This window comes from Microbacterium sp. Marseille-Q6648 (assembly GCF_943181415.1).
Lineage (GTDB): Bacteria > Actinomycetota > Actinomycetes > Actinomycetales > Microbacteriaceae > Microbacterium.
This window is the reverse complement of record NZ_CALPBZ010000001.1, coordinates 1534663-1546577: the sequence shown is the minus strand read 5'-3', so window position 1 is coordinate 1546577 and position 11915 is coordinate 1534663. Positions and strand designations below refer to the sequence as shown.

General features: G+C 68.9%; 14 protein-coding genes. 5 read left to right on the top strand and 9 right to left on the bottom strand.

Annotated features, from left to right (window positions below):
• Positions 1-11 precede the first annotated feature (11 nt).
• Positions 12-722 (bottom strand): hypothetical protein, encoded by a 711-nt coding sequence (locus NFR93_RS07390; protein ID WP_251451316.1) that lies wholly within the window; start codon positions 720-722, stop codon positions 12-14.
• A 132-nt stretch (positions 723-854) separates the two neighbouring features.
• Here NFR93_RS07390 and NFR93_RS07385 point away from each other — a divergent pair, with 132 nt between their 5' ends.
• The 4 genes from NFR93_RS07385 to NFR93_RS07370 are packed head-to-tail and all read left to right on the top strand — an operon-like array spanning position 855 to position 3130.
• Positions 855-1217 carry a PadR family transcriptional regulator gene (locus tag NFR93_RS07385; protein WP_251451314.1) on the top strand — a complete coding sequence of 121 codons (363 nt, stop codon included), beginning with the start codon at positions 855-857 and terminating at the stop codon, positions 1215-1217.
• A 1-nt stretch (position 1218) separates the two neighbouring features.
• Positions 1219-1587 (top strand): DUF1048 domain-containing protein, encoded by a 369-nt coding sequence (locus NFR93_RS07380; protein ID WP_251451312.1) that lies wholly within the window; start codon positions 1219-1221, stop codon positions 1585-1587.
• Positions 1584-2354, top strand: coding sequence for an ABC transporter ATP-binding protein (locus NFR93_RS07375; protein ID WP_251451311.1), 771 nt, complete (start codon positions 1584-1586; stop codon positions 2352-2354). The genes NFR93_RS07380 and NFR93_RS07375 overlap by 4 nt, the downstream gene beginning before the upstream one ends.
• Positions 2351-3130, top strand: a complete 780-nt coding sequence (locus NFR93_RS07370) for an ABC transporter permease (RefSeq protein WP_251451309.1) — start codon at positions 2351-2353, stop codon at positions 3128-3130. Before NFR93_RS07375 ends, NFR93_RS07370 begins: the two co-directional genes overlap by 4 nt.
• On the opposite strand, the gene NFR93_RS07365 is transcribed toward NFR93_RS07370, so the two are convergent.
• The gene (locus NFR93_RS07365; protein ID WP_251451307.1) at positions 3114-4049 is read right to left on the bottom strand and encodes an NAD(P)/FAD-dependent oxidoreductase; all 936 of its coding nucleotides are present in this window, start codon (positions 4047-4049) and stop codon (positions 3114-3116) included. The genes NFR93_RS07370 and NFR93_RS07365 overlap by 17 nt on opposite strands.
• A 65-nt stretch (positions 4050-4114) precedes the next feature.
• Between NFR93_RS07365 and NFR93_RS07360 the strand changes: the two genes are divergently transcribed.
• On the top strand, positions 4115-4669 hold the full coding sequence (locus NFR93_RS07360) for a helix-turn-helix domain-containing protein (protein ID WP_251451305.1): 555 nt from the start codon (positions 4115-4117) through the stop codon (positions 4667-4669).
• A 37-nt stretch (positions 4670-4706) separates the two neighbouring features.
• Here the strand turns inward: NFR93_RS07360 and NFR93_RS07355 are convergent, their stop codons facing one another.
• The 7 genes from NFR93_RS07355 to NFR93_RS07325 form a co-directional block, all read right to left on the bottom strand.
• Positions 4707-6182: an HNH endonuclease signature motif containing protein gene (locus tag NFR93_RS07355; protein WP_251451303.1), complete on the bottom strand. Its 1476-nt coding sequence runs from the start codon at positions 6180-6182 to the stop codon at positions 4707-4709.
• Positions 6183-6284: 102 nt separating this feature from the next.
• On the bottom strand, positions 6285-7481 hold the full coding sequence (locus NFR93_RS07350) for a V-type ATP synthase subunit I domain-containing protein (protein WP_251451302.1): 1197 nt from the start codon (positions 7479-7481) through the stop codon (positions 6285-6287).
• A complete protein-coding gene (locus NFR93_RS07345; RefSeq protein ID WP_251451300.1) occupies positions 7478-8665 on the bottom strand; it encodes a hypothetical protein in 1188 nt (395 codons plus the stop codon). Before NFR93_RS07345 ends, NFR93_RS07350 begins: the two co-directional genes overlap by 4 nt.
• A 40-nt stretch (positions 8666-8705) precedes the next feature.
• Entirely contained in the window at positions 8706-9425 is a 720-nt protein-coding gene (locus NFR93_RS07340; RefSeq protein ID WP_251451298.1) for a hypothetical protein, read from the bottom strand.
• A gap of 2 nt (positions 9426-9427) precedes the next feature.
• Positions 9428-9790 (bottom strand): STAS domain-containing protein, encoded by a 363-nt coding sequence (locus NFR93_RS07335; RefSeq protein WP_251451296.1) that lies wholly within the window; start codon positions 9788-9790, stop codon positions 9428-9430.
• 9 nt (positions 9791-9799) lie between these two features.
• Positions 9800-10117 carry an STAS domain-containing protein gene (locus NFR93_RS07330; RefSeq protein WP_251451294.1) on the bottom strand — a complete coding sequence of 106 codons (318 nt, stop codon included), beginning with the start codon at positions 10115-10117 and terminating at the stop codon, positions 9800-9802.
• Positions 10107-11789 carry an ATP-binding SpoIIE family protein phosphatase gene (locus tag NFR93_RS07325; protein WP_251451292.1) on the bottom strand — a complete coding sequence of 561 codons (1683 nt, stop codon included), beginning with the start codon at positions 11787-11789 and terminating at the stop codon, positions 10107-10109. The genes NFR93_RS07330 and NFR93_RS07325 overlap by 11 nt, the downstream gene beginning before the upstream one ends.
• Between the last annotated feature and the right edge of the window lie 126 nt (positions 11790-11915).

The window sequence follows — 11915 nt, the reverse complement described above, 5'->3', positions numbered from 1 at the left end:
GCGGCATCCGCTCAGCGTCGCGCGCGCCAGAACACGGGCCGCTCGGTGCTGCGCCGCCGGGGGCGGTAATTGCGCCAGGCGGTGCGGAAGGTCCAGTACCCGTAGGTGATGCTCGCGGCGAAGACGAGCAGGGCGACGAGCACGCCGACGGCGATGGCCAGCGGCATGACGCCCGAGGGGGCGTAGACCAGCGACCCGCAGAAGAGGCCGGTCACGGTGGCGTTGACGAAGACGATCAGCATCGCCGAGCTGCCGAACAGGTGGCTGAAGGAGCGTGTGCGCAGGAACGAGTAGGTGCGCTCGAGCCCGGTCTGGTCGTCGGTGATCGACGAGAGGAAGACATCCTGCACGGCCGGGTCGAGGTCGACGTACGCTCCGCGCAGGCGATTCATCGCGACGACGTACATCATGTCCTCTTCGGCGACGTTGGCGACGCGTGTCTGCGTCATGAAGCCCACGATCACGAGGAACGCCAGGATGCCGAGGGCGGACGGCGCGAACCACTCGCCGAACCGCGAGGCCTGGCCCAGGATGCTGATCGTCACGAGGCCGGCCGAGACGAGCGTCAGGTAGATCGTGATGCGGGTGAGCACCTCGCTCTGCGCGGTGCCGCGGGCGGCCAGGAGCCCCCAATGCTCCGTGGCCAGGATCTGCGCGCGGCGGCCGAGGGCGGCGTCGCTCGGACGGCGGTCGTCGTCACCGCTGGTCGGGTCCAGGGTCATGGGGCACATTCTGGCCCGGAGTCCGCCGCGCCACCAGGCCCGATCCTCGGAGTACCTGGTGTTGCCAGGTACTGGTACTCAGTGTTACCGTCTAGTGGTAGCAAGTGTTGCTGAGTAGAGAAGAGCCGGGCGATGGCCAGTCAACTGACCGAGATGCTCAAGGGAACGCTCGAGGGGATCGTGCTGGCGATTCTCGAGGAACGCCCCGCATACGGGTACGAGATCACGGCCGACCTCCGCGAGCGCGGATTCACCGACCTGGTCGAGGGCACGGTGTACGCGCTTCTCATCCGCGTCGAGCAGCGCGGCTTCGTCGACGTCGAGAAGGTCCCGTCAGAGAAGGGGCCGCCCCGCAAGGTGTACTCCCTCAACTCCCGAGGGCGTGCTCAGCTCGCCGAGTTCTGGGGCACATGGGGATTCTTGGCCGCACGCATCGAAGAACTTCGCACCACACACGAACACGAACACGAACACGAACACCGAGGAGGACACTGACATGGTCGCCAGATGGATCGAGACCCTCACCGGGCCGCTCGAGCAGAAGAAGCAGTACAAGCGGGACAAAGCCCGGATCGACGCCCTCCCCGAGCCGTACGCGGGCGTCGCCAAGGCGATGCACCGGTACTTCATGATGTTCGGCGGCATCACCGACGGTGACACGCTCATCACGATGTTCGGAGACCTCGCCGACCTGTGGGAACGAGCGGCGGTGGACCGTACGCCGATCCGCGACATCGTTGGCGACGACCCGGTGGAGTTCGCCGAGTCCTTCGCCCGCGCCTACTCGGGCACGCAGTGGATCGACAAGGAGCGTGCCCGCCTCACCAGCGCCGTCGAGGCCGCGGAACGAGGTGAGTCGACGTGACCGTTCCGTCCGTGATCGACGTCTCCGCTGTCGAGAAGTCCTTCGGGGATCTGGCGGTGCTCCGCGGCGTGGACCTCGACGTCGAGCGCGGCAGCGTCCTCGCCCTCCTCGGGTCGAACGGCGCGGGCAAGACCACGCTCGTGAACATCCTCTCGACGCTGCTCCGCCTCGACGCCGGGTCGGCCCGTGTGGCGGGGTTCGACGTCGCCTCGCAGCCGGGTAAGGTGCGCGAGTCGATCAGTCTGACGGGGCAGTTCGCCGCCGTCGACGAGGTCCTCACCGGTCGGGAGAACCTCGTCCTCATCGCTCGGCTGCGTCATGTGCCCGACCCGGGGCGGGTCGCCGATGACCTCCTCGAGCGCTTCGATCTCACGGATGCCGCCACGCGGCGGGCCGGCACGTACTCAGGCGGGATGCGTCGCAGACTCGACATCGCGATGAGCCTGGTCGCCGATCCTCCCGTGATCCTCCTCGACGAGCCGACCACCGGGCTGGATCCGCAGTCGCGCGCCGAGGTGTGGCGCACCGTTCGCGCGCTCGCCGATGGGGGCACGACCGTTCTCCTCACGACGCAGTACCTCGACGAGGCCGAGCAGCTCGCCGATCGCATCGCGATCCTCCACGAGGGACGCATCATCGTGAACGGGACACTAGTCGAGCTGGCGCAGCTCCTGCCGGCTTCGACGGTCGAGTACGTCGAGAAGCGGCCGACCCTCGAGGAGATCTTCCTCGCCGTCGTCGGCGACCACGGAGGAGGACTCTCATGACCGCGCATTTCGCCGGTGACACGCTCGTTCTGACGGGACGCTCGCTTCGTCACATCCTGCGCAGCCCCGACACGATCATCACCACGGCGGTGACTCCCGTGGCGATCATGGCGCTCTTCGTCTTCGTGTTCGGGGGAGCGATCGACACCGGAACGTCGTCGTACATCGACTACATGCTTCCCGGCATCCTGCTGATCACCATCGCATCGGGGATCGCCTACACGGCGTACCGGCTCTTCATGGACCTGACGGGCGGGATGTTCTCGCGCCTCCAGTCGATGCCCATCGCACGGTCGAGCGCCTTGTGGGCGCATGTGCTCACATCGCTCGCCGCCAATCTCGTGTCGGTGGCCATCGTCGTGGCGATCGCCCTCGTGATGGGGTTCCGCTCCGGCGCGGATCCGCTCGCGTGGCTGGCTGTCGCCGGCATCCTGGTTCTGTTCACGCTGGCGCTCACGTGGCTGGCGGTGATCGCGGGTCTGACCGCCAAGACCGTGGACGGCGCGAGCGCGTTCTCCTACCCGCTGATCTTCCTTCCGTTCATCAGCTCGGCGTTCGTGCCGACCGCCACGATGCCGGCTCCTGTGGCCTGGTTCGCTGAGAATCAGCCGGTCACGCCGATTGTCGACGCCATCCGCGCGCTGCTCGCCGAGCAGCCGGTGGGCACGGACATCTGGGTCGCGCTGGCGTGGTGCTCGGGCATCCTGATCGTCGCCTACGCTGCGGCGATGGCGGTCTACCGGCGCCGAGCGGGCGGGGTCAGCGACCGGTCGTGACCTGGGCGACCGCGCGGTCGAAGTCCTCGGCGACGAGCATCGCGTTCGCGCCGGCTCCCGCCATGGAGCCGGTCCCCATCGACACGGGGACGTTCGCGAACGGCAGGGTGACGTTGCCGGCGGCGAAGATGCGCGGGTGGCTCGTGGCCCCGCGCATGTCGGCCATCAGGGGAGCGCCGGGCTGGTCCGAACGGGCGAGATCGAGGCCCCCGGCGAAGCCGAGGTCGATCACGGGAGTGCCGCCGGTGAAGATCGCGTCCAGCTCGTATTCGGTGCCCTCGTCGGTCACCACGGTGATCCCGTCGCCGCGTGGGACGACTTCGCGCACCGGATCGGGGACGAGCTCCACCCCGCGCGATGCGAGGCGGTCGGCGGGTTCGTCGCTCAACGGTCGCGCCGCGGCGATGAATGCCGTCACCGTCGGCGAGAGCTGACGCACCAGTTCCACCTGGTGCAGGCTCGCGGCCGACGTCGCCAGCACGCCGAGTCTCCTGTCAGCGACCTCCCACCCGTGGCAGTAGGGGCAGTGCAGGACCGTGCGGCCCCACCCGTCGGCGAGCCCCGGAAGGTCGGGCAGGTCGTCTCGGATGCCGGTGGCCAGGATGACCGCGCGCGCAGCGTCGACCGTGCCGTCGACTCGTGACACCAGCATCCGATCACCGTCGTCGGCGACCGTGCTCACGGTGCCGGCGATGATCTGCACGCCGTATCCGCGGGCTTCCGCCCGCCCGCGGTCGAGCAGTTCGGCCGGATCGAGACCGTCGTGCCCGAGCACGCCGTGCATGTGCGTCGCGAAGCGGTTGCGCGGCTGTCCACCGTCGATCACCAGTGTGCGGCGACGTGAACGGCCGAGCATCTGGGCAGCACTCAGACCGGCCACGCCCCCGCCGATGATGACGGCATCCCATTCGTTCGTCATGGCACCAGCCTGTGTAGGGGGAGTGAGCGGCGCAAACCATCTTGCGGAAATGGCAAGATCGGGGGATGACTGACGACCTGGCACAGATCGGTCCTCGCCTGCGCGCCGCCCGACGCGAACGTGGCTGGACTCTCGAGGACCTCGCGTCGCGGGCGTCGATGTCGCCGAGCACCCTCTCTCGTCTGGAGTCGGGCAAGCGTCAGGCGTCTCTCGAGTTGCTCGTTCCCCTCACCCGTCAGCTCGGGCTGCGCATCGACGATCTGCTCCCGCCGGCGCCGGCGGATCCGCGGGTCCGCCGGGCCGTGGAGCGAAGGGACGGGATGGTGTTCGCCCCGCTCACGCTCGAGAGCTCGCCCGTGCAGACCTACAAGGTCACCTATCCTGCCGCCGAGTTCGCGCCGACGCCGCGCGTGCACGACGGGTTCGAGTGGGTGTACGTCCTCAGCGGTTCCCTGCGACTGTCGCTCGATGACCGCGAGCACATCATCGAGCGCGGTCAGGCGGCCGAGTTCGACACACGCACCCCGCACAGTCTGAGTGCCACGGCCGACGGGCCGGTCGAGGTGCTTAGCATCTTCAGCGCCTCGGGGGAACGGATGCACGTACGCGCCTCCCCCTGACCCGGCGAGGATCGCCCGTCGCCGTTCTCCTGCTCGTTCAGAAGGGTGGGGGGTCGTGTTCGGGGTCGGTGGTGAAGTGGGTGCGGCTCGTCGGGTGGGACGGGTAGCGGTGTCCGGTCGGGCTGGTCCAGTGGAGGATGCCGCCGGGGTGTTGTTCCACGGTCCACGGGGTGTGGTGTTTGAGGGTGTGGTGGCGGCGGCAGAGGTGGGCGAGGTTGCCGATGGTGGTGGGGCCGCCTTCGGCCCAGTCGACGGTGTGGTCGATGTCGGTGCGGGTGGTGGGTTGGCGGCATCCGGGGAACCGGCAGTGCTGATCTCGGATGTCGAGGTGTCGGCGCATCGCGGCGGTGGGGTCGTGGCGGTCGACGGCCAGGACGGAGCCGGTGATGGGGTGGGTGAGTATGCGGTTCCAGGTGGGGGCGCCGGCGGTCAGGTGTCGTGCGGTGTCGGCGTCGATGGGGCCGTGTCCGGTGAGAGTGGCGGTGTCGAAAGGGTCGTCGAGGGGGGAGTCGAGGAGGGCGAGGGCGGGAACGGTGATGTTCACCGTCGCGTGGATCGCGCGCAGGCCGGTGTCGCGGGTGCCGTTGTGCGCGGTGGGGTCGGCGGTGAGGATCATGTCGGCGATGAGGTCGGCGCGCAGCTGGTCCATGGTGCGGTGGGCGGCGGAGAGGTCGTCCGCGCGGGTGCGGAGTGTGGCGGCGTGTTCCCATGCGGTGTCCGCACGGTGACGTGCGGCAGCGGCCTCGTCATCGGTGGCTGTGGTCCCCGCTGCACGCTGGATGGCGCGGGCTTCTCGTTCCGCGGCTTTCGCGGCGCGTTCGGCGTGGGCGGCGGCGGTCTTCGCGTCCCGTTGGGCGTGGGTGTCGGCGTCGGTGACGTCGCGGGCCATGCGGGAGACACGGTCGTAGATGCCGTGGACGATCACCGCGGGGCCGGTCAGCTGCAGCATCGCCATTCCGTCGTCGAGGTCGTGCAGCTGCAGGGCGCGACTCGCACCCGCGGACGTGTGGCGTTGCTGCGTGGTCTCGTTCAGGAACCATTGCGCGCGGCGTTTCGCGACCGGCCGCAGCCGTGACGCGGATTCCGCTTCGGCGTAGGGCAGCACGCTCGCCTCGTAGTCCGCGCGCAGCTCGGGCTCGGTGATCCGCTCGCCCGCGTCGGCGATGACCCGGGCGTGGGTCAGCGAGATCCGTCCGGCGCGTAACGCGCGGACGGTCTCGGGGAAACAGGTCACCATGCGGTCGGCGTCGCCGATCTGACGCTGCACGGTCCGGTCCGACACCCGCAGCGCCGCGGCGATGTCGGCCGCGACCGACCGGTGGGCGAGCTCGGCGTCGGAGCGGGTATATGCCGTCGCCGCCCAGTCCTGCGCGATCACGGCGGCCTGCGCGAACAGCTGCGCCTCGCGCGCCTGCAAAGAGGCGATCTGCGCCCGCACGTCCACGACCTCATCCACGATCGGCTGCAACCGCGCCGCGGCCACCGCTGCCGGAGTCGCAACCGTCGTCGTCATGCGAACATCATCACACCACCCTCGGACATCGCTTCGAATCCCGCGGGGCGCGACCTTCCCTATGCCGGCGAGCTTCGGACATTCGTCATCGTTCCGCATGCGCTACTCGTCGTCCCGAGGCGGTGGACGGGTCCAGATGCCGACGACGGAAGGCTCGAGGGTCCGTTCGACCGCGCCCGTGAGGTCGGCGGCGGCAGTGTGCGGGTCGACGCCGGTCCGAAGCCGATCCCCGAAGGCATCCACGACACGCTCGGCGTCGTACTGCGCGCGATTGAACCTGCGGTCGAGGAGACGACGCGACACGCGCAGGACCGGAAGGAAGACCCCCGCTGCCAGGAGCGTCGCCAGGGCGACGCCGAGGGTGGTGGCGTCAGGAAGCAGCCACGCGACCGAGGTCACGACGATCGTGTAGATCGCGACAGCGACGGCGGTCACCAGCGCGTAGGCGGCCGTGCGCGAGATGATGCGATCGATCTCGTACAGGCGGTAGCGAAGCACGGCGATGGCGATCGCGACGGGGATCAGCCCGTACGACACGAGCACGACGCCGGTGATACCCATCCACGGGTCGGGGATGATCCAGCTCGCGATCAGAATCGCCACGGCCAGCCCGACCGCCCACAGCATCCACCGCAGTTGCGCGCGCTGGACCGGGTCCGCGCGCCGGTAGCGCACGATGAGCGAGGCGAGCGAGCCGATGAATGCTACCGCCAGCGCGGCGAAGGACACCGGGATGATGAGCGGATTCTCGGCGAGCGCGGACAGATGGGCGGGGTTGGGGATACCGGGATAGACCTCTGCGGACAGCGTCGACAGTCCCGCGCTCGCCATGACGAGTGCGGCGATCGTATACCGAGAGAACCACCGCCATCGTGGCGACGGCAATGCGCCGTCGGGGAATCGGAGGGGGATCTGGGTGAGGAGCAGTCCGATCGGCGGGAGCCAGCTCCACGTGTCCTCGCGGTCGTAGCCGTACCAGAACAACCATGCCGAGAGATCGGGCGCCGACGGGAGGAGAGCTTCGCCGAGGAGGGTCGCGGGCGTCCCGATCGTGAAGAGGGCCGGGATCAGCAGAAGCAGCCAGCCGATCGGATTGAGCGGACGCTTCCACGAAAGCAGGCAGCCGACGCCGACGAAGATCGTCAACAAAGTGAGGAACGGCGCGGCGTCCCCTGCGGGGCGTCCGTCCGCCACGTACGCCGCGATCGTCACCATGAGCATCGACAGGACCACTCCGGCGCACAGAAAAGCGGGCCAGGCCCGCGCACGATCGTTGCGGCGACGGGTCCGGTCGCTCACGACCCGGCTCCTGTCGTCCAGAGGCCGATCGCCGTCGGCTGCAGAGTGCGCTCGACGGCGCGAGTGAGGTCGTCGGATGTCGTGAGCGGGTCGGTTCCGATGCGGAGACGTTCGCCGAACTCGTCGACGACTTCCTGCGCGTCGTAATGCTCGCGGTCGAAGCGCCGATCGATCCGGCGCTGAACCATTCTGAGCGCAGGGAGGAAGAGCGCCGCGGCCACGAGGGTGGCCACGGCGACTCCGACTGTCGGCAGATCGGGCAGGAGCCGCGTGGTCGAGGTCACGGCTGCGGCGTAGATCCCGATGACCAATGCAGTGACGATCGCATAGGACACGGTCCGCGAGACGACCCGCCCGAGCTCGTACAGGCCGTGTCGTGTGACGGCGATGCCGATGGCCACGGGAATCAGGTTCGTCGAGAGCACGGCGATCGCCGACCAGATCTCGACCCAGGCCCGGCCGGGGAACACCGCGTTGATGGCGCCCGAAAGCGCGACGATGGCGATCGTGGAGACAAGGCCGAACACCAGCCACCGGTACTGCAGGCGGTCGGCGCCGGAAGAGCGTCGCCACCGCACCGCGAGATCGACGATGACGGCGACGATGATCCCCAGGAAGCACACCAGTCCGACAGGGCCCGTGACGGCGTCGGTCAGCCCCGTGAGAGCGGGGACGCCCAGTGGGTTCGGTCGCGCGCTCACCGGCAGGGGGCCGGGTCGGACCGCCTCGGCCGCGCCTGCGAGCGCTGCGAAACCGATGAGCAGCCAGAACAGAGCGCGGCCGCTCCGCGTCTCGACACGACCGGTCGGAAAGATCAATCCGATGAGCGGAAGCATCACCCAGGCGGGCCAGCCCAGAGCGGCCTGGATGGCTTCGGCCCAGGCCGGTCCCGTCGCAACGCCTGCGACCCCCGACCAGCCTCCGGTGTCGGCGAACCCGCCCGCGAGAGCCATCGCAGCGCTGACACCCCAGAGGATCCCGACGGCGTAGAGGTACCTCCCTACGCCGTTCCGTGGACGCGTCATCAGGATGATCGCGCCCACGATCGGGAATCCGCTGAAGCCGAGAAGGCCCGTGACCGCACCGAATCCGACCGCGAGAGCGGCGTTCAGCGCGAGGAGCACGCCCACTCCCACCCAGATGGCCGCTCGACGAGCATTGTCGCGCGCACCGCGGGGGATCATGATGGCGCGCTCCCCGCCGCCGGCCCCATCACCGGATCCATCAGGTCGCCGTCCCTGTTCGACGAAGGCGGAGCGGCGCGGTCACAGCGTGGGTGAGCGTGCGGATGCCCGCGTTGTGACGCACATTCCTCCAGTTCGCCCAGAGCCGCCGGCGGTCGACGCAGATCGTCTGCTCGCCGACCTCGACCTCTCCGACACCGTGGGCGGCGGCAAGGTTGCGCAGGACACCCGGCCAGAAGACGTCCTCGCCCCGTCGTGCGAGCGGCCACATGCTCTCGAAGAGCGGGTCCGAGCAGCGCAGGAGCATCCGGATCTGGGCGATCGTGCGGCCCGTGCCGTCGGTCTCGGCGGAGAAGGTGATCATCGCCGCGAACATGTGCCCCTCTGGTGTGAGGAAGGTGAAAGAGGTGTCGTCGGCGTAGAGCACCATGATGCCGGTCGTCATCCCGCCCGCCGTCAGCGCCGTGACATCGCCCGGTTCGATCGCAGACACCGAGCCGTGGAATCGCCCCATTCGCGGCCAGTACCGGCCGAAGTGCGCGCGCCAGTCGGCGATCAGGGTCTCGGGGGTGACCGAATCGCCGAGGTCGGCGACGTAGGTGCGCTGCCATAAGCGGCCGAAGCCGTTCATGGGGCCTGCGACGCGCTTGCCCTGAACGTTGTAGCCGTGCGGTTCGGTGGGGTCGCTCACCTGCAGGCGATCCACCTTCGCGGCCCAGAAGGCCGCGTCCCGAGGTACCGCACCGTTCTGTTCTGCCATGCTCATCCTCCTTGTGTGGAGAGCGCCCGGATCGCCGATTCGGTGTCGTCATGGAGCGCGATCGCCTCGTCGAGCCGGGTGAGCTCGAAGATCTGCCGGTAATGATCGGTCAGGCCGACCGCGGCGATCCGCTGCTGTCGGCGCTGTCCGCGGACGAGCAGCGTCACGAGCATGCCGATCCCGCCGCTGTTCATGTAGGCCATGCCCGAGAAGTCGAGGACGATGAGTTTCGCGCCGCGGTCGGATGCGCTCTCGTGCGCCGCCATCAGGTCGTCCTCGCACGCTGCGGTGACGTCGCCCGCGATGGTGATCGCCGCCGCCCCCGGTGCGGGGTGAGTGACGTCCATGCGCGCTGCGGATGCCATGACGATTCCCTACCCCTTCACCGGCTGCACGATGTCGATGAAGTCGCTCAGCCGGGTGATCTCGAAGATGTGTCGGTAGTGCTCGGTGAGGCCCGAGGCCCGCACGCCGATCCCCTCCGCGCGTGCCCGCGCCAGAAGGCTGACGATGAGGGCGATCCCCGTCGAGTTGATGTAGTCGACGTCCGTGAAGTCCAGCTGAATCGACGCGGGCGAGTCGATGGATGCCGCGGAGAACGCCGCGTCCAGATCCGTCGTCGCGTCCCTGTCGATCCTGCCCACCAGGACGACATCGACACGATCGCCCTTTCGACGAATTTCATGAGTCATTCCCATGGTTCCCTCCGCCCCGCGCGACCGTGGCCGCCGCATCCGTTCCATCCACACGCATCACGAGTCGGACGACGTGCCGATCGCCGTCGCCGAACTCCTCGACGTGGTCGACGAGCTCGCGCACGAGGAACAGCCCCCACCCACGGGGTCGCTGCAGTCCGGCCAGCTTCAGGTCCAGGTCCGGCGTCTCGGCATCCTGCCGAAGTCCCCGGCCGAAGTCGGACACCTCGACGGTCACGTACTCCGAGGTTCGCCGGGCGGTGATGAGCACGTCGAGCGCGGCGTCTGCGCGGTTGCCGTGCTCGATGGCGTTCATCACCGTCTCGCTGACGGCGGTCTTGAGGGCGTCCAGGCGCGCACCCTCCAGCGCCGTGGCCGCGATCGAGGCGACCTTGTCCATTGCATCGCGCTCGTTGCCCGGCTCGCTCGCAACAGAGAACGACAGCGAATCGGCGACTCCGCCGCGGCGACCTCGCTGGAGTGTCACCAGGGTGATGTCGTCCTCCTGGTCGACGCCCGCGGAGAACGCACCCAGGGCGTGGACGGCGTCGTCGACGAGCTGCTGGCCGGTGTCGGCCCCTGCGACCAGCGCTGCGGTCCGCCCGAATCCGAACATCTCACCATCGGCGCGGTGCTGCTCGGTGATGCCGTCGCTGTACAACAGCACGATCTCGCCCGGCCCGATGACGGTCTCGTGCTCTTCGTAGACGCTGCCGGACATCAGTCCCAGCGGCATCCCGCGCGCGTGCAGCTGGACGACCCGTTCGCCGCGCTGCACATACGGCAGATTGTGTCCCGCGTTCGCGAAGTGCGTGCGGCCGGACTCGAGGTCGAGCACCAGCACGAGGCACGTCACGAACATGTGGGTGGGGATCTGCGGAATGAGCAGTTCATTCACGCGGCGAAGCACCTCGCCCGGTGAGGTCACCGCGGAAGCCGCCGATCGCAGCAGCGCGTGCGTGCTGGCCATCACGAGCGCAGCCGGCACGCCCTTGTCTGTGACATCGCCGGTGACGACCATGATCCTGCCGTCGGGCAGCTCGATGAGGTCGTAGAAGTCCCCGCCGACCGTGCGCGCGGGCCGGTAGAAGGCAGCCACATTCCACCCGCCCAGTTCCGGCAGCTGGGCCGGAAGGAACTGCTGCTGGATGAGCTGAGCGACATGCAGCTCCTGCTCGATGCGTTCCCGCTCCCGGGCCTCACGCTCCTGCACCCGCATCAGCTGGCCCAGCCGCAGGGCCGGCGCCGCGTACCGTGCGAGGCTGTCGAGCAGTCGGCGGTCGTTGCGGGAGTACGTCCTCTCCGAGAGCCGCTGTCCCAGAGCGAGGATGCCGACGAGTTCGCCGCTCGTGACGAGCGGCACGACCAGCTGCACTTCCTGGGCGATCATCCTCGCCACCGCGGGAGAGTACGCGGGCAGCGCGCCGATGTCGACGGGTCCCGAGGCGGACTGCAGATAGACCAGCAGCGGATCACCGGGTTCGATCTCGATCTCGATCCGGCGAGCCCGCGACGGAACCGCACTCTGGTGACCGCGACGGGCAGCCCTGGACGTCCTTCGGTCTCCGGCCCGTCGGCGCCCGCGCTCGCCGCCGTCCGGCCCGTCCTGCACGTCGAGCCGCTGCGGATCCGCCGCCGTCTGCGTCGCTGTCTCGAGCGTGTCGGTCATCCGATCCTCCTCGACCGGACCGCTGCACAGCGGCCGGTACTGCAACGATGATGCTCCGGCCGGCGTTCCGAAAGCGTTACGGATTCGAGTTGATCTGCGAACTCGGAACGCTGTGGATGCCCTCAC